The organism is Rasiella sp. SM2506 (assembly GCF_050859505.1).
Classification (GTDB): Bacteria; Bacteroidota; Bacteroidia; order Flavobacteriales; family Flavobacteriaceae; genus Marinirhabdus.
This window is the reverse complement of sequence record NZ_CP193934.1, coordinates 1169909-1186924: the sequence shown is the minus strand read 5'-3', so window position 1 is coordinate 1186924 and position 17016 is coordinate 1169909. Positions and strand designations below refer to the sequence as shown.

15 protein-coding genes are annotated in these 17016 nt (G+C 38.4%); 6 read left to right on the top strand and 9 right to left on the bottom strand.

The window, feature by feature from the left end; genetic code table 11:
• Window positions 1–1785: a ribonucleoside-diphosphate reductase subunit alpha gene (locus ACQ2HF_RS05505; RefSeq protein ID WP_432412525.1), complete on the top strand. Its 1785-nt coding sequence runs from the start codon at window positions 1–3 to the stop codon at window positions 1783–1785.
• Between the two features lie 158 nt (window positions 1786–1943).
• On the opposite strand, the gene ACQ2HF_RS05500 is transcribed toward ACQ2HF_RS05505, so the two are convergent.
• The 4 genes from ACQ2HF_RS05500 to ACQ2HF_RS05485 all read right to left on the bottom strand — a co-directional run bounded on the left by ACQ2HF_RS05500 (window position 1944) and on the right by ACQ2HF_RS05485 (window position 7647).
• On the bottom strand, window positions 1944–3695 hold the full coding sequence (locus tag ACQ2HF_RS05500; protein WP_432412524.1) for a T9SS type A sorting domain-containing protein: 1752 nt from the start codon (window positions 3693–3695) through the stop codon (window positions 1944–1946).
• Between the two features lie 326 nt (window positions 3696–4021).
• Window positions 4022–4621, bottom strand: coding sequence for a hypothetical protein (locus ACQ2HF_RS05495; RefSeq protein ID WP_432412523.1), 600 nt, complete (start codon window positions 4619–4621; stop codon window positions 4022–4024).
• A 203-nt stretch (window positions 4622–4824) separates the two neighbouring features.
• The gene (locus ACQ2HF_RS05490; RefSeq protein ID WP_432412522.1) at window positions 4825–6576 is read right to left on the bottom strand and encodes a T9SS type A sorting domain-containing protein; all 1752 of its coding nucleotides are present in this window, start codon (window positions 6574–6576) and stop codon (window positions 4825–4827) included.
• 507 nt (window positions 6577–7083) lie between these two features.
• On the bottom strand, window positions 7084–7647 hold the full coding sequence (locus ACQ2HF_RS05485) for a DUF3109 family protein (RefSeq protein WP_432412521.1): 564 nt from the start codon (window positions 7645–7647) through the stop codon (window positions 7084–7086).
• A gap of 65 nt (window positions 7648–7712) precedes the next feature.
• Between ACQ2HF_RS05485 and ACQ2HF_RS05480 the strand changes: the two genes are divergently transcribed.
• Window positions 7713–8294: a MarC family protein gene (locus ACQ2HF_RS05480; protein ID WP_432412520.1), complete on the top strand. Its 582-nt coding sequence runs from the start codon at window positions 7713–7715 to the stop codon at window positions 8292–8294.
• Between the two features lie 106 nt (window positions 8295–8400).
• Window positions 8401–8601, top strand: a complete 201-nt coding sequence (locus tag ACQ2HF_RS05475; protein WP_432412519.1) for a hypothetical protein — start codon at window positions 8401–8403, stop codon at window positions 8599–8601.
• On the opposite strand, the gene ACQ2HF_RS05470 is transcribed toward ACQ2HF_RS05475, so the two are convergent.
• From ACQ2HF_RS05470 to ACQ2HF_RS05460, 3 genes are all read right to left on the bottom strand, one after another.
• The gene (locus ACQ2HF_RS05470; protein ID WP_432412518.1) at window positions 8598–10208 is read right to left on the bottom strand and encodes a S41 family peptidase; all 1611 of its coding nucleotides are present in this window, start codon (window positions 10206–10208) and stop codon (window positions 8598–8600) included. The two genes, ACQ2HF_RS05475 and ACQ2HF_RS05470, sit on opposite strands and share 4 nt — an antisense overlap.
• 1 nt (window position 10209) lies before the next feature.
• Window positions 10210–10641, bottom strand: coding sequence for a deoxycytidylate deaminase (locus ACQ2HF_RS05465; protein WP_432412517.1), 432 nt, complete (start codon window positions 10639–10641; stop codon window positions 10210–10212).
• Window positions 10642–10728: 87 nt separating this feature from the next.
• Window positions 10729–11307 (bottom strand): HupE/UreJ family protein, encoded by a 579-nt coding sequence (locus ACQ2HF_RS05460; protein ID WP_432412516.1) that lies wholly within the window; start codon window positions 11305–11307, stop codon window positions 10729–10731.
• A gap of 48 nt (window positions 11308–11355) precedes the next feature.
• Here ACQ2HF_RS05460 and ACQ2HF_RS05455 point away from each other — a divergent pair, with 48 nt between their 5' ends.
• Together ACQ2HF_RS05455 and ACQ2HF_RS05450 are read left to right on the top strand one after the other, a co-directional pair.
• Window positions 11356–12453 carry a T9SS type A sorting domain-containing protein gene (locus ACQ2HF_RS05455; protein WP_432412515.1) on the top strand — a complete coding sequence of 366 codons (1098 nt, stop codon included), beginning with the start codon at window positions 11356–11358 and terminating at the stop codon, window positions 12451–12453.
• Window positions 12454–12464: 11 nt separating this feature from the next.
• The gene (locus ACQ2HF_RS05450) at window positions 12465–13796 is read left to right on the top strand and encodes a dipeptidase (RefSeq protein ID WP_432412514.1); all 1332 of its coding nucleotides are present in this window, start codon (window positions 12465–12467) and stop codon (window positions 13794–13796) included.
• A gap of 79 nt (window positions 13797–13875) precedes the next feature.
• Here the strand turns inward: ACQ2HF_RS05450 and ACQ2HF_RS05445 are convergent, their stop codons facing one another.
• Both ACQ2HF_RS05445 and ACQ2HF_RS05440 read right to left on the bottom strand, forming a co-directional pair.
• Entirely contained in the window at window positions 13876–14370 is a 495-nt protein-coding gene (locus tag ACQ2HF_RS05445) for a hypothetical protein (protein WP_432412513.1), read from the bottom strand.
• Window positions 14371–14563: 193 nt separating this feature from the next.
• Complete coding sequence (locus ACQ2HF_RS05440; RefSeq protein ID WP_432412512.1) at window positions 14564–16354, bottom strand: hypothetical protein; 1791 nt, start codon at window positions 16352–16354, stop codon at window positions 14564–14566.
• Window positions 16355–16461: 107 nt separating this feature from the next.
• Here ACQ2HF_RS05440 and ACQ2HF_RS05435 point away from each other — a divergent pair, with 107 nt between their 5' ends.
• Complete coding sequence (locus tag ACQ2HF_RS05435) at window positions 16462–16983, top strand: RNA polymerase sigma factor (RefSeq protein WP_432412511.1); 522 nt, start codon at window positions 16462–16464, stop codon at window positions 16981–16983.
• Window positions 16984–17016: the final 33 nt, after the last annotated feature.

Below are 17016 nucleotides of genomic sequence, written 5' to 3'. Positions count from 1 at the left end.
ATGCAAAAAGAAACAACAACAACCCCAGGAGAGCAAAAAACGATCCCTACCAACAACGATTTAATTGCTGCAAGAAAAGGCGCACTTTCTAAAAATGCTGTTACCAGCGAAAGCTTTTCATGGCTCAATGAGAACAGCCGTAATTTTCTAGAAGCAGGGTATCTTACCGAAGATGTAAGCCCAGAACAACGCATTAGAGAAGTAGCTGAAAGAGCCGAAGATATCCTGAAAATTCCCGGATATGCAGATAAATTTTACCATTATATGTCTGAAGGGTACTTCTCACTAGCATCTCCTGTATGGTCTAATTTTGGAAAAAAGAGAGGACTGCCTATAAGTTGCTTTGGATCGCATATAGACGACGATATTGGAAATATCCTCTATACCCAATCTGAAGTTGGGATGATGTCCAAATTGGGCGGAGGTACTTCGGGATACTTCGGGAAAATACGTCCTCGTGGAGCGCCTATTAAAAATAACGGGGAAGCTTCCGGCGCTGTGCATATTATGCGTTTGTTCGAGTCTATGGTAGATGTTGTAAGCCAAGGCTCTGTGCGTCGCGGTCGTTTTTCTCCTTATTTACCTATTGAGCATCCAGATATCATGGAGTTTTTAGAAATAGGCAGCGAAGGTAATCCCATTCAAGAACTTACCCACGGGGTAACGGTTACCAACGAGTGGATGGAGCAAATGATAGAAGGTGATGAAAAGAAAAGAACCATCTGGGCAAAAGTGCTACAAAGCCGTGGCGAAATGGGCTATCCGTACGTATTTTTTACAGACAACGCAAACAATAACGCTGCAGATGTCTATAAAGATAAAAACCACAAAATTTACGCAAGTAACCTGTGTACTGAGATAATGCTACCTTCCAATCATGATTGGTCGTTTGTTTGTGTACTTTCCAGTATCAATGTATTGCATTACGACAAATGGAAGGATACCGACGCTGTAGAAACAATGGTATTTTTCCTGGACGCGGTAATTACAGAGTTTCTTGAAAAACTTGAGTCTTATAAAAATTCTGAAGATAGAGAGGACCGCCAGACATTTCTATTTATGGAACGCGCCTATAACTTCGCTAAGGAAAACAGAGCCCTAGGATTGGGTGTATTGGGATGGCACTCGTTGTTGCAATCCAAAATGCACGCCTTTAATAGCCAGGAAGCCTTTAACCTCAACAGTGAAATTTTCAGAGAAATAAAGGAACGCTCTTACAGCGCTTCAAAGGAACTTGCTGACCTATTTGGAGAACCAGAAGTATTGAAAGGCTATGGCAGAAGAAATGCTACTCTCAATGCAGTAGCACCTACAACCTCTTCAGCATTTATTTTAGGACAGGTATCACAAGGTATTGAACCTATCTGGTCCAACATTTATGTAAAAGATATTGCAAAAATAAAGACCACCATTAAAAACCCTTATTTAGTAGCTCTGTTACAAGAAAAAGGAATGGACACCCCAGATGTTTGGAGAGATATTCGCGATCGTGACGGATCTGTACAGCATCTGGATTTTTTAACTGAAGAAGAAAAAGAGGTGTTCAAAACGTATTCTGAAATTGACCAGATGGATATTATTTATCAAGCTGCAAATCGTCAAAACCACATTGATCAAGGACAATCTGTAAATATTATTGTACACCCAGACATGCCTACTAAGGATATCAATAAAATACACATAACAGCATGGAAATTGGGATTAAAATCTTTGTATTACCAGCACAGTATGAATGCAGCGCAAAAATTTAAACAAAAGAAGGATTGTGCCAGTTGTGAAGCATAATATTGAAAGTCTTCTTTTTTAAATAGCTAAAAAAGCCCATTTCTTTAAATGGGCTTTTTTTATGGTTTTCAAAAAGAGATTTCTTCATTGCATATAAAAATCGGCCTAAATTTTATTTCAGACCGACTTTCAGCATTATTACGAAAAAAAATACAAGGTCACTGCTTAACAACCTTGTAGGTTCCTATTTGTGAACCAGCTGTCACAGTCATCACATAAATGCCTGCGGATAAATTGCTCGTGTTCACAGCAATGGTATTGGTTAACTCATTATTTTGAATATTTAAAACTTTTGCGCCTGTAATACTATAGAGTTCCACACGATCTAAATTAGTATTAGCATTTATGTTGAGTATATCACTAGTTGGGTTTGGAAAATAAGTGAGCCCTGCTATAGTGTTTTCACCTGTAGCAAGAACTACTTCGGCACGAGTATCAAAATACAATCCAAAACCAAACCCTCCGTTGGTTCCTGCAAAAGCCATGCATGGTTCTTCGTCTGCCGTTTCTGCCATCACAGAAGGGAATCCGTCAAACACATCTACAGGGCTGTCTGCAACGGGTTCAAATCCGTCAAAATCTGTCCCGTTAAAGGTGATCGATCTATTCACACTGTTTTCTGAATTATCGATATTGTCTCGAACATAGCTAAAACGAATGGTTTCAACACCCTCAGTCCTCCTTATCCAGCCATCCGTATGAGCAATGTTCCAGTTGGCTCCTCCAGATGGAAAGTTTGAAAATTCGGTAAATATGCTACTACTTTCTCTTAGGTAGGCTTTACCATTATAATTACCCGTAGAACCATCTGCACGGTCCGATGCCCAGATAACTACTTTCTCGTCAGGGAGTTCTAATCTCGCTGCTCTAATGGTTGGGTTTATGGTCTCTCGTATATTCCCAAACTCTACTGTTTCTCGTGGAGTCCATGAAGTAGGGTCATTAAAAGCGTCGTTTGTGTTTACATACAAATTTCCCGACGCATTTCCTGTGTAGGTTGTAAAAGTGTCTCCAGCTCTTGCATAGGTAAAATCTACTTGGTTCCCACAAACTGCATCTACAGATACTTCATCAACCCAACCAAAACCATACTGTCCTGCTGTGCTTCTTGCAGAAAATATTTCGGTAGTACAGGAACTATCTTTCAAATAAGTAGCCAACACTCTCATTCCATCTGTATTTGCAGGGAAATTTCGATCAACCGCAAAATCAGCCACATCACTAGCCACCGATCCAAGGCTGGATGGGCCCCCAGCGGTATTCCAACGTAGTACTTGAAGTAACCCGTTCTCGAACATTAAATATGCCAAGATGAATTGGTCTCCAGTTCCGTCTAATGATATGAGTTGTATTTTTCTTATTGGGTTAATTGCGATTGTTTCTGCAAAAATTTCCCATGTAACACCCTTGTCTGTAGATCTATAAATAAAAATAAGGTCTTCGTCGCCTCCAAAATCTATGACGTTTTCATACATACCTACATAAAGATCACCAGTATTTAGAGTGGCGGTCATATCTATACCATCTACAAAATCGTCTCTAATTAAAATATCGCCTCCCCAATCTCTGGTCGTTGGCAGTGGTTCTGGGCGCTCTAAAATTTCGGCTGGAACATACGGTGTGGGTCCTTCCCCTACACGACCATATAGTGGTGCATTTATGGGCTTATAAAGATCACCTATACTTGGGTCTATTTCTGTCCATGCATTTTTTATAGCCAGTCTATTGGCTTCGATTTCTTGAGCTGTTCCGTTTTCGGCTAAGTATCTTTCCTGTTGGTACAAAGCCTCTAATTGAGGTGTTCGCTCAGGAGCTTGAAGTGCTGTTCCAGCCGAGTCTTCACTCACTGTTTGTGCGGTTGCTGCAAACATAATTAGCAGGCAAGCGGTTAATGTAACTAATCTTTTCATAAGTTCTAAAAATTTGATTTAAATGTCCCTACTCTATTTTTAGGCTTTTCAGGTTGCGCCCCAGTAAGCTGCACTAATGGTTCAAAAGTATTCTTAAGAGTCTCCGTAATTAGAAAGTAAATACTCCAAAAACAGAGAGAAACCTCCTGTTTTTAAAAAGTTAAACAACCCTATATAAAAAGGGCTAATCCTTCAACAAGTATAAAAGTAGTTGTGCTGCCAACACTTTGTTATCACATATGTGTCAGAGTGTATTAGAAATGTAACATCATAAAAAAAGCCAGAAACTTTTCAGTTTCTGGCTTAAATGAATAGATAGTTAAGAACTATCCCAGGTCGTCAAGATCTAGCTCCTCAATAGCATCCCAGGTCTCATCTACGTCCATATTGGTTCCGTTGGCTTGAACATAAAAACGTTTCCCATGCAACAATTGAATACTTGTGTTATTGTTGTTTTTCTTGTATTCTTCAATGGCTTTGATATCACCTTTTTTTACGGTTCGTTTTGTTTTATACTCGTCTTCTTCTTCCATATCCATAGAGAGCATCATTCGGATTCCTGCTGTTGCCGAAGCTCCCATTTCTCCTGCTCCGTCCATCACAGTAACTTTAAATGTTTTGCTTTTATCTTCATTACTGTAGGTAGCTTCTATACTTGCTATTTGTATATACGCTGTTTGTCCCGCTTTGTAGCCTGTACGTTTCATTCCGTTTATTTCATCAGGAAGCCAGGCTTTCATTTCATCATTAGTGAGTGGCTCTACTTCCTGAAGTTCTTTAATATCATCACCCATTTTATTGAGTTCTTTATAGGCTTTAGTAGTATTGGTTACCCCTTCTTTTGTTTCTTTAATTTTTTTTGAAACAGGATTGTCGCAGGCTGTAAGAAGACTTACGGCCATACAAATAATTAGTACTTTTTTCATGGAAAAAATTTTAAATAAATTAGTTAATTGATTGTTACACACTAATATACTACATATCAGTGATATAAATTGCACCCGATTGAGTTGTATTTAATTTTCACCAAAAAAAACACCCTAGAAATCGAACGCAGATACTGAAAAATTAGAAAATAGGTTAAAATTTCATCAACCCATTTTCGGCATTACTACAAAAAAATACAAGGTTACTGCTTTACCACCTTATAAGTACCTGTTTGTGAACCTGATGTAACCTTCATCACATAGATGCCTGCGGCCAAGGTGCTAATGTTCACAGAAATTGTATTGGTAAGCTCATTATTTTGAATATCCAAAACTTTTACACCTGTTATATTATAAACTTTCACTCCGTCTAAAGTAGTATTTGCTTGAACCTGCAGCACATTATTGGTGGGGTTTGGGAAATAGGTAAGTTTCATTATGGAGTTTTCAGCTACAGTAAGGGGTACTTCGGCGCGGGTATCAAAATACAATCCAAAGCCTCTTCCTGTATTTGTACCTGCAAACGCCATACACGGTTCTTCGTCTGCAGTTTCTGCAATAACAGACGGAAAGCCATTAAATACATCTATTGGGCTATCTGCTACCGGAAACGAATCATCATCAAATGTTGTCCCGTTAAAGGTTAGCGGGTTATTCTCATTATTTTCTGAATTATCAACATTATCCTGTACAAAACTAAAACGGATAGTCTCTACACCTGCCGCTGTTCTTCTAATCCAACCATCGGTATGTACTATGTCAAAAGTGGGATTTCCAATGGAATAGATTCCACTAAACACACCGCTACTTTGCCTGCGATAGCCTCGACCTTCAAAAGTATCTGTAGAACCTTCTGCACGGTCTGATGTGAAAACAACAACTGTTTCGTTTGGCAGTGCTAGTCTCGCAGCTCTAATGGTTGGATTAATAGTTTCTCTTACATTGCCAAATTCTACTGTTTCTCGTGGTGTCCACGACAGAGGGTCGTTAAAATTGTTATTTGTGTTTACAAATAAATTCCCAGAAGAAGCCCCTGTATAGGTTACAAAAGCATCTCCAGCTCTTGCATAGGCAAAGTCTATTTGCGCACCACACACATTGTCTATAGATACTTCATCTACCCATCCAAAACCATACTCGCCGGCGGTACTCCGTGCAGAATACACTTCGGTAGAACAAAAGCCGTCTTTTAAATAGGTTGCTAAGACCCTCATGCTACTTGTGCTTTCTGGAATATTTCTGTCTACAGAGAAATCTGCAACCTCAGTTGTAATAGTGTCAAAATCAAACGCGGCAGTTGCCGTATTCCAACGTGCTACTTGAAATAGACCACCCTCAAATAATAAATATGCCAAAATATATTGATCTCCTTTGCCATCTAATGACACGAGTTGTATCTTTCTCACCGGTGTTGGTATTTGTATTTCGGCAAAAAGATTCCAAGTAACCCCATTATTTGTAGATCTATACATATATACCCCATCCGTGGTACCACCTGCATCAATATCGTTTTCGTACATTCCTAAATATAAATCTCCTGTATTTGTGGTGGCAGTCATATCTATTCCATCTACAAAATCGTCACGAACTAGAATATCGTCGCCCCAATCTCTCGTTGGAGGTAATGGATCTGGACGTTCTACAATTTTACCGGGAATGTATGGTGTTGGACCTTCTCCTAGTCTATTATAAGTTATAGTACCTATTGGCTTGTAAAGACCACCTATCGCTGGGTCTATTTCTGTCCAAGCATTTTTAATTGCCAGTCTGTTCGCCTCAATTTCTTGGGCTGTTCCATTTTCAGCAAAGTAATCTTGTTGTAGGTACAGAGCTTCCAATTGAGCTGTTCGTTCAGGAATTTCAAGTGCTGTACCCGCTACATCTGTATTCATTATTTGTGCTGTTGCTGCGAAAACACAAAACATACCTACTGTAAGTGTAAATAGTCTTTTCATAATTTCTAAAATTTTGTATTAAGTTTCATTACTCTATTTTTGGGCTTTTCAGGTTGCGCCCTAGTACCCTGCATTTATGGGTTAAAAGCCACAGAATCAAAATAATCATGACTCAACAGGTGTAAAAATAGAGTTGTAGTTTACAACCGATTATCAAGTATGTAACAAAACATAGCTGAAATGTTACACCATAAAAAAAGCCAGAAACACTAGGTTTCTGGCTCAAGTTTAAAAGGGGTTAAAACAGCTATATCCAATGTTCTACGTCTAACTCGTATATAGCATCGTATGTTTCATCTCCATAAATAATGGTTCTGTTGGGTTGACTATAAAAGGGTTCCCTGGGCATTAATTGAATATGCGCTATTCTTATTTTTCTTGCTCGTAAAAATTGTGAGTCTTAGTTAACGCATCTGCAGATTCGAAGAAATTTCGTTCGCTATATTTTATATCCAAACTGCTACAAACTATCTGCTTGTTTTACATGGGTATTATCTATAATTTGTATTACAGCGTATTCGCAACCTTTTCCAGCTCTGCATACCAATGCGCTCCAAAACGCCTAATTAATGCTTCTTTTACAAACTTGTAGACTGGAACTTTCAATTCTTTACCCAAGGTACACGCATCGTTACAAATAGGCCATTTGTGATAGTTTACAGCAGCAAATTCACTGTAGTCTTGCACCCGGACGGGATATAAATGACAAGAAATTGGCTTTTTGAACGATACTTCTCCAGCATTGTAAGCATCTTCAATTCCGCAACTTGCTGTACCATTTTCCGTAAAGGTTACGTAGGCACATTCGGCACCATGTACGAGTGGGGTTTCTAGCTCTTTTCTTTCGGAAAGTATGTGAGTGCCTTGCGCTTCAATTGCTGCAATGCCCTCTGGACGAAGGAATGGTTTTACTTTAGGGTAGATTTCTTTTAAGATAGCAACTTCCTCCTCGGTTACGGGAGCCCCTGCTTCGCCTTCAATACAACACGCGCCTTTGCAGGCCCCGAGATTGCAGACAAATTCCTTTTCAATAATATCTTCTGAAACAATTGTTTTTCCTAGTTGAAACATGCGACAAATATACTACTTTTGCACTCTGTAACAACCTATTAAAAAGCCCGTGTTGACGGATTTATATGAACTTCAATTTTAAAGAAATAGCTACAGCCACGATGGTTCTTTTTGCAGTTATTGATATTGTGGGGAGTATTCCCATTATTATTTCACTGAAAGAAAAGTCTGGAACTATAAAAAGTGGACGCGCCTCTATTATTGCAGCTATTGTATTGATTGTCTTTTTATTTATTGGTGAAAAAATCCTAAGTCTTATTGGCATTAATGTATTTGAATTTGCTGTTGCGGGTTCTTTTATCCTGTTCTTTATTGCTTTGGAAATGATTCTTGGCATTAAACTGTTTAAGCAAAGTGAAAGCAACCTTGAAATGGCAACGGTATTCCCAATTGCCTTCCCAATTGTAGCTGGACCTGGAAGTTTAACTTCATTATTGTCCCTAAGAGCCGAATTTTCCCTAGAAAATATAATAGTTGCTATCTTAATAAATGTAGTTGTAGTTTTTATTGTCTTAAGAACTTCTGGGAGCTTACAACGCTTTTTGGGTAAAAATGGAATTGCTATTATTGAAAAGATATTTGGTGTGATTTTACTAGCAATTGCTGTGAAGCTTTTTACCTCAAATATTCAAGAATTGTTTAATTAAAAAAGTGTTGCGTTTTTCGATACAATTCCCGCTATTTATAGGGATTACTCAGAAACCTGAATAAAGCTTATTTAGTAATTCTGAGTTTATAAAATTAAAATAAACTATGAAAATATTCATTTACATATTAATGGCGTTCGCTGCCGGATTGCTTATTTACAATGCTACAAAAGTAGATTATAAAGCTCCGTTTGTGGGGGATAGTACTGTGGCGGTGATTTGCGTTTTGGCAGCTGGTTGTGCAATTTTATTACTATGGATTTTGCAGACTTCTTTAGCCATTAAAAAGAATAGCAAACGATACTAATTTTCGGTTTCTTCCTTTGGGGTGAGCACCCCTTCCAATTCTAAGACTTTTTGTAACATTGGGTCACCGTCATTCAAAATAATTTCGAAGGCATTGGGGCCGTACAATTGCTGCGCAATGTTAGCTTTTATCGCTTTTTTAAGATCTTCAGAATACTCGCTTAAGTCTATTCTTGCTTCGTTGAGACGGGCATACTCAATAAATTCTTGCGAAAGTGGAGTGTCTACCTCATAACTTCTATTAAATTCTTCAAAAGATATGTTTTTAAAAAGTTTTCGGTTTTTTTCCAAATATTCAAAGACGAAATACCCCATATAGCCACTTCTTGAAACAAATTGAAGTGTTTCGTTGGCAATACTCGTATCCTTCGGCACAAATACATCTGGAATAATTCCGCCGCCACCGTAGACAACTTTTCCTTTTGGAGTCACATATCGTAACGAATCTGCCACGTGAATACTATCGGCTGTTAAAAGCTCACCATTACGGTAGCGTTTTTCATAATCTTTGTAATAGGCGTCGTTCCCATTTCCGTAAGGCTTTTGTATAGAACGCCCGGTTGGCGTGTAATAGCGAGCTATAGTAAGTCGCACGGCACTTCCGTCGCCAAGCGCCATTTCCCGTTGCACCAATCCTTTCCCAAAGGAACGGCGGCCTATAATGGTTCCTTTATCGTTGTCTTGTAATGCTCCAGCTACAATTTCGCTGGCAGAAGCTGAGTTTTCGTTAATAAGAACGTATATTTTTCCATTTTCAAAATCACCTCTACGAGTGGCGTAACTCTTAGTTTCTTCACCCTTTTTATTTCTGGTAATGAGCAGAAGTTTATCTTTCCCTAAAAACTGGTCTAGGATTTCTTCGGCTGTATAGATGTAGCCACCTGGGTTATCTCGTAAATCTAAAACTAATCTTGAAATACCTTTATCTGTAAGTCCTTCTAGTGCATTGTCAAATTCTTCACTGGTAGTTTCAGCAAATCTGTTTACTTTAATATAGCCTATCTTATCGGTTAATCTATAGGAAGCATCGACACTAACCAATGGGACATCATTCCGCTTTACTTTAAAGGTGAGCAGGTCTTTTTCTCCTTTTCGAAATACCTTTAATGTAACCCTGGAATTTTTTTCACCCTTAAGGTATACGGAAATACTATCTCTATTAAAGTCTGGGCCAAACAATGGTTTGCCATCTGCATATAAAATGCGATCCCCCCCACGAATGCCTGCTCGTGCAGCTGGACCACCATCTAAGGCTCTAATTACCGCAATACTGTCGTGATAGGGATAAAAACTAATCCCAATTCCCACGAAATTACCGCGCATATCTTCGGCATTTTTCTCATAGGCATCTACTGGTATATAGACGGAGTGTGGATCCAGGTTTTCTAAAATTCCGTTTACGGTAACATCTACAATGCTATCTGTATTTACCTGGTCTACATATTCGTAATCTATATAATCTATAAGACGGTTCAGCTTATCTTTTTTGCTGTTGGTGGCAAAAATTTTTTCGGTAGTATCTTCAAAATTGAGTTTTGAGCCTATAAAAACACCCGCCGCGAGAGCGACCCCAAAAAGCAAGGGAAGGTAATTTTTGTTAAAGCGCATATTATAAATTCAATTCGGCAATATGTGTTATTGTAACGCCAGCTTTCTTTAAAAATTTCACGCCAGAGTTGTCTTTATATTCGTGATGATACACAAGTCTTTTAATTCCAGCTTGATGTATTAATTTGCTACATTGTTGGCAAGGTGACATAGTGATGTACAACGTTGCTCCGTTACAAGATTGTGTTGAGGAAGCCACTTTTAAAATTGCATTGGCTTCTGCGTGTAACACATACCACTTGGTATATCCTTCTTCATCTTCACAAAAGTTTTCAAATCCGCTGGGAGTACCGTTGTAGCCATCACTTATAATCATTTTATCTTTTACAATAAGTGCGCCAACTTGTCTTCGTTTACAATAAGAGAGTTTGCTCCACTCGTATGCCATGCGTAAATAAGCGATGTCGTATTGATTTTGCTTGCTTTCCTTCATAAAATTAGATTCTTAGCTAAAGTAGCGGGAAGTTATAAGGTGATAAAAGATTGGTTGTTAAATATTACCGAAAATTACATGGAAGGGTTAAAAAATCCCATTTTCCAGCAGCATTGGCATGGCGAGTATCATAACTAATACTGAAAGCGTCACCACCCAATACAATTTTTTCAGTTTAAAAATTTCCTGAACTATATATCCCAATACTACTATTGTAGAAGCAATAACTATTTGAGCAATTTCAATTCCCAGAGCAAACTCCAGCAAGTGTGTAAAGATGTTTCCATCGTTGATCATCTTAAAATAGCCCGCAAAACCGAACCCGTGTATCATTCCGAAGAAAAAAGTAAGGATGGTAAATAAAATCCCAGTCGCTGCCATTTTCTTTCTATACGCATTCACAATAGAAACAACTGCCGTCGCCAAAATAGTGACGGGTATTAAAAACTCAATCCAATCGCTCGCCAATGAAAATATTTCGTAGCTAGCGAAGGCTAAACTCACGCTATGACCCAACGTAAAAAAGGTAACTGCCAAAAGCAGGTTGCGCCAAGTTTTAAGCGTATACGTAGCACAAAGTGCAATTATAAATAGCGTATGGTCGTAGGCGTTCCAATCCAGGACGTGTTCTAAGCCCAATCTCACATAGAGCCAAAAATCTGACATTCAGTTATTTTTTTGTAAATTTAAAAGAAATCTATATGACACAGCAATATGATACCAAAATTAATTGTACTCTTTTCAATTCTTTTCTCTAGTAGTATTTCAGCTCAAGATCCAGACTTAGTTGGTGATTGGCAACTTACCGAACTTATTATGGATGGAACAAGTTTTATTCCTCCGTCAGACTCTGAAGTGGAGCTTGTAACCCTAGAAATAGCGCTTTCGGGAGTAGAAAATTTTCGAACTTCTGTTTGTGACCTGCTTTCTGGTGATATTTCATTTATTGGCGTAAACCAATTCGCTTTAACCATGGTATCTCAAACCTTAGGAGGTTGCTTTGAAAACAATAATCAAGATATTCAAGGTGTTTATTTTGACTTTTACAATCAAAATGTGGGAGACTTTATGTATGAGATTGAAGATCTTGGCAATACGATTAAAAAACTAACCATTACTGATGCTACTGGTAATGAAGCAATATACCATAGTGAATTACTACGTCAGTATGTTTTTAAAAGATGGTATTTGCAAAAACTTATTTTAGGAGGAAGCGATTTTAATGTGCCTGGTGAACAAGATTCTTTTTCTCCATCCATAGTTTTTGAACAAACCTTTGATCCTGCCACAGCTACTTTTTCGGGTCAATCAGGTTGCAATAATTTTACGGGAGAAAATACCTTTGTAAGCAACGTTAGAGAAGTTACCATAACCCAAAACAATCTAGCATCAGATCCATGTGCGAATGAGACACAAACAGATTTTGAAGCATTGTATACAGATTTCCTCTTTGGAAACCTTCCAGAAACATTTAATTATTTGTTAGTGGAACCTGGAGACGAAACCATTTTTTACTTGCAAAATGCCAACAACGACTATGCAATCTATGGAGAGAATCCAATTAATTTAGGAGTTGCGGAGAATGAAATTGGTAGCGTACGCTTGTTTCCTAATCCTGCTGGTAATGAAATTTTTATCGAGGCAAACCTGCCTTTGGAAAAGGTTGAAATTTATTCAGTAAGTGGAAAATTTATTAGGGCAGAAACCGATCTCTCAAATGCAGTAGATATTTCCAGTTTTCCGTCTGGTTTGTACTTTATTAAAATACGCAGTTCCGGAAGCACCTTGACCAAAAAATTCATTAAAAACTAAACAACCATTTTATGAAAAACACCCTGTCCTTTTTTACCGTATCACTTCTTGTATTCACATGTATTGTAGCTGTTTCCTGTGACAATAAAACAAAGGAAACCAAAGAAGAACCCATGACCGAAGCACAACTTGTAGCGAAAGCGAAAGAGATACACCAACGGGTTATTACCCTCGATACCCATTGCGATATTAATGTTTCCAATTTTACCGATAGTATTAACTATACCCAAGAGCTGGAAACACAGGTAACGCTCCCTAAGATGAAACAAGGCGGGTTGGATGTTGCTTGGTTTATTGTATATACAGGTCAGGATACCCTTAGTGCTGAAGGCTATGCGAAAGCCTATGAAAATGCCATCTCAAAATTTGAAGCCATCCATAAATTAACCGAAGAAATTGCTCCAGAAGCCATAGCATTGGCTACTACTTCAGATGAAGTGAGGGCTATTCATAGCAAAGGAAAAAAGGTGGCTATGATTGGTATCGAAAACGGCTACCCAATTGGCATGGACCTTGGGAATGTGGAAAAATTCTACAATCTGGGCGGACGTTATATGTCACTATCTCATAATGGGCATAGTCAATTGAGCGATAGTAATACTGGTGAAGAAGATAATGTGTGGCTCCATAATGGCTTGAGCGACCTAGGAAAAGAAGTGATTGTTGAAATGAACCGCGTTGGGATGATGATTGATGTTTCCCATCCTTCCAAAGAAGCGATGAAACAAATGATTGAATTAAGCCAGGCACCCCTTATTGCATCGCATAGTTCTGCCAGAGCTTTGTGTAACCATAGCAGAAATTTAGATGACGAGCAATTGCAGTGGATGAAAGAAAATGGCGGGGTAATCCAGACCGTTGCCCTTGCTTCCTACCTAAATACAGAAAAAGACGAAGCACGATCCAAGTACGAAGAAACCGTTGGAAAAGAAATCATGGATTCCCTGGGCGTGCAATGGGTAGATCGAAAAGATTTTGGAACACTGGATAACGAGGCTCGTGAAAGTTATTTTGATAACTATATGAAAATGTTACCTATCCGAAAGGATAAAATGAAAGATATGAAAGGCTTGCCCCCTGCAGTAAATGTTTCAGATTATGTGGATCATATCGATTATTTGGTTGAAAAAATAGGCATTGACCACGTAGGAATTAGTAGTGATTTTGATGGTGGTGGCGGTATTGAAGGATGGGATGATGCTTCCGAAACATTTAACGTAACGTTGGAATTAGTGCGTCGGGGATATACAGAAGCACAAATAGCCCAACTATGGAGTGGAAATTTGCTTCGGGTATTGGACGAGGTTCAAGCTGTAGCCAGCCAAATGAAAAATAAAGCGTAACTCTATAAAATTTTGTCATAAAAAAAGCTTCAGCATAAAACTGAAGCTTTTAAGTTTGGAACCATGCAAACTAAGTAGGTTATTGTTTTTCAAAAGTTAGGAAGTCTGTTCCTCCATTTCCACCACTTACATCGGTTAATTCAATTTTGTTTGCAGTTACGGAGACGATATCCCAATCGTCATTCAAATCTTCAAAATCACTGCTTTCCGAAACTGGGAAAAAGATATTGAAATCGTCGTCGTCACTTGAGTTTCCATCGTCATCACTAGAAGAATTACTACTGTCATCTAGAACAGACCAATCACCCGTTATCGTTGTAGAACCTTTAGTTGCCGTAAGTTTTCCATCTTCACCAAAAGTAAAGATATAGCCAGTAAAATCTGATGTTTCGTCTTGGTCTGTATCAAAAAAGTAGCTAATGCGCCAAGTGCCATTTGTGGCTATTTCCCGCACTTGGTCTGCACTATTTCCATTATCCTCGGGATTGTCATTGGAGTCGTCTTTTGAACAGGCAACTGTTAATGATACTAAAGCCAGTATTACTACGGCTGCTATTTTTTTTACTTTTTTCATTTATTTTTCTATTTTTAATTAATATGTAGTATCGCTTTTTTGGTGGCAACCAGCCTCAAGATATAGTGTTATGGCAATTTACTTTTTCATAGTCACCCGCTCATCAATATATGGGGGATATTGAGTCTCTGCAAGGATTTACATAAAAACACTACGTTTTGAGACTGGCCTAACTAACCAACCAAAAATTTAATTATTGTTTTTCAAAAATCAGGACATCGGTACCTCCATTGCCCCCGCTTACGTCTTGTAATTCTACACGAGTATCAGAGACCATAAGCACATCCCAATCGTCATTAAATTCATCAAAAGGCACACCGCTAAAATTGAGTAACAATTTGTTACCACCGCTTAATACTTGCCACGTTCCAGTATTTGTACTGCCTCCATTAGTGGCTACTACGGTACCAGCGCTATTCCAATCTATAGTGTATCCTGCGTAGTCTCCTGTTTCGTTATCACCATCGTCTGTGTAGCTTGCTACAAACCAAATACCATCTGGCAGAATGGTTTGCAGGGTTGTGCCGCCGCCACCGCCACCGCCGCCAACGGGATTTCTTTCAAAGGTTAAAAAATCTATAGAGCCATCGCCACCGCTTACATCTTTTAAGCGAATAATGTCATTGGTAACTTCCAGCACATCCCAGTCTTCTGCTAATTCGTCTAAAGGATCTATTTGACCAAAGTTTAAATTGAGTTCCAATGGTGTTTGATCTCCGGAAGAGGTTGACCAGGTACCACTTGTTGTTCCACTAGGCGCAGTTGCTGTAGCCGTATTGTTACTTGCAAAAGTAAAAACATACTCGGCAAAATCTGTTGTTTCATCTACATCATCAAAAAAGTAGGTTATATACCAATCTCCCATCGTGAGCGCATTAACCAAGGTTGTGTCGTCAACACCGCCGCCGCCTCCACCGCTACCGGTACAGTCGCTTTCAAAACGCAGGCGGTCGTCACCCAATCTTAAATCTACTTTACTTTCGCCTGGTTGTTGTTCTATTTCGTGTAAGTTCCAGGTATCGTTCACATCCGGAAGTCCTGGTACATTTATCACCACATCTATATTATTCCCGGTTCCTGTTGCAGACCACGTTCCATTAAAGGTATTTCCACTGGTAGCGACTACCAGGTTGCCTGCTGTATCAAAATTAAAAGTATATCCAACATAAATATCTTCCAAATCTTCGTCATTACGCTCCAGTTTATCTACCATCCAGTCTGTACAGCCCGTAAGCACGTCGGTTACTTGCTGTGTGGTGCAATTGTCACAATCGTCGTCGTTGGGATCATTATTATCATCTTCATCACAAGAATCTGCTGCATCATTTATCACCGTTGCTAATTCCAAGAAATTATTTACTTGTATCGTAGTTCCATCAAAAAGAATCACAGTAATAGGGAAATCGAACGTTACGATTGTATCAGGATCTATATTTTGCAGGAAGGCATATAATTCCTGGTCACTAGTAATTACAATAGTTTCAATAAGTTCGTTACTTTGGTTAAAGATAGAAGCGGTAATGGGGTATTGTATATCGATACATTCAATATCGTCATCACTTTCATTCTCTCCAGAGCAATTAAGAGCTGCTAGATTTAATTCGGCTTGATTTGTAATACTTACTTCCGAAAAATCCTGTAAAACTATGGTAATTGGAAAGATAATTTCCAACGTGTCCGTATCATTATCAAATTCGTCAAAAATGTCTTCAACAATATCGATATCATTTTCGGTTTCAATCACCACTTCAAATCCGTTTGCAATAACAGTTACAGGTAATTTAATATTAAAACAGCTTGCGCCATCTAGAATGTTGTCATAAGAGCCGTCATTAGTTGCAGTTCGCAGCAAAAGATCGGCAACCGAGTTGGCTAGCACTTCCTCCTGGGGTGGTTTAATAATTTCCATTTCTTCCTTTCGGCAAGAAAATAAGGTGAGTGAAAGTAATAAAACTAGCACAAAGTTGTTTTTAATTGTTTTCATAGTTTTCTTATTATGGGTTCTTTGCTAATAAAACAACCCAGATTAAAAATCTCCCGAAAAAAAGTAAATTTTTTTCTTTGTAGCTTTGACATAAATAACCTCAACTAATGCAAAAAGACCTCCACAGCAACGTTTGCGAAAAATCTGTCTTTTCAAAACTCTATACGCAATACGCAACAAGTTTGCACAATTTCCTGTTTTATAAATATGGATTAGGTGCGCAAGCCAATGACATGATGCAAGAAGCTTTTATAAGTCTTTGGGAAGCTTGCAAAAATGTAACCCCTTCCAAAGCCAAATCCTTTCTTTTTACAGTGGCCACTAATAAAGTATTAAACGAACTAAAGCATCAAAAAGTTGTTTTGAAGTATCAAAAAATACAACCCAGGCATTATACTAATGAAACACCAGAATTTATACTGCAGCAGGAAGAATTCTTACAACAGTATCAAACGGCACTCAGTAATTTAAGCGAAGACCAGCGCATTGCTTTCAGTCTAAGTAAGATTGAAGGCAAAAAACATAAAGAAATTGCCGAACTTTTAGGAGTCACACAAAAAGTAGTTGAATACCGGATTTACAGTGCTTTTGATTCCTTAAAAGGCGAATTGAAAAATTTTAAAATATAATACTCAGGAGTTTTTACAATTCAGGTGTTCTAT

Coding starts and splice junctions, on each gene's coding strand:
- ACQ2HF_RS05505 (WP_432412525.1), top strand. CDS start 1: ATGCAAAAAGAAACAACAACAACCCCAGGAGAGCAAAAAACGATCCCT.
- ACQ2HF_RS05500 (WP_432412524.1), bottom strand. CDS start 3,695: ATGAAAAGATTAGTTACATTAACCGCTTGCCTGCTAATTATGTTTGCA.
- ACQ2HF_RS05495 (WP_432412523.1), bottom strand. CDS start 4,621: ATGAAAAAAGTACTAATTATTTGTATGGCCGTAAGTCTTCTTACAGCC.
- ACQ2HF_RS05490 (WP_432412522.1), bottom strand. CDS start 6,576: ATGAAAAGACTATTTACACTTACAGTAGGTATGTTTTGTGTTTTCGCA.
- ACQ2HF_RS05485 (WP_432412521.1), bottom strand. CDS start 7,647: ATGTTTCAACTAGGAAAAACAATTGTTTCAGAAGATATTATTGAAAAG.
- ACQ2HF_RS05480 (WP_432412520.1), top strand. CDS start 7,713: ATGAACTTCAATTTTAAAGAAATAGCTACAGCCACGATGGTTCTTTTT.
- ACQ2HF_RS05475 (WP_432412519.1), top strand. CDS start 8,401: ATGAAAATATTCATTTACATATTAATGGCGTTCGCTGCCGGATTGCTT.
- ACQ2HF_RS05470 (WP_432412518.1), bottom strand. CDS start 10,208: ATGCGCTTTAACAAAAATTACCTTCCCTTGCTTTTTGGGGTCGCTCTC.
- ACQ2HF_RS05465 (WP_432412517.1), bottom strand. CDS start 10,641: ATGAAGGAAAGCAAGCAAAATCAATACGACATCGCTTATTTACGCATG.
- ACQ2HF_RS05460 (WP_432412516.1), bottom strand. CDS start 11,307: ATGTCAGATTTTTGGCTCTATGTGAGATTGGGCTTAGAACACGTCCTG.
- ACQ2HF_RS05455 (WP_432412515.1), top strand. CDS start 11,356: ATGATACCAAAATTAATTGTACTCTTTTCAATTCTTTTCTCTAGTAGT.
- ACQ2HF_RS05450 (WP_432412514.1), top strand. CDS start 12,465: ATGAAAAACACCCTGTCCTTTTTTACCGTATCACTTCTTGTATTCACA.
- ACQ2HF_RS05445 (WP_432412513.1), bottom strand. CDS start 14,370: ATGAAAAAAGTAAAAAAAATAGCAGCCGTAGTAATACTGGCTTTAGTA.
- ACQ2HF_RS05440 (WP_432412512.1), bottom strand. CDS start 16,354: ATGAAAACAATTAAAAACAACTTTGTGCTAGTTTTATTACTTTCACTC.
- ACQ2HF_RS05435 (WP_432412511.1), top strand. CDS start 16,462: ATGCAAAAAGACCTCCACAGCAACGTTTGCGAAAAATCTGTCTTTTCA.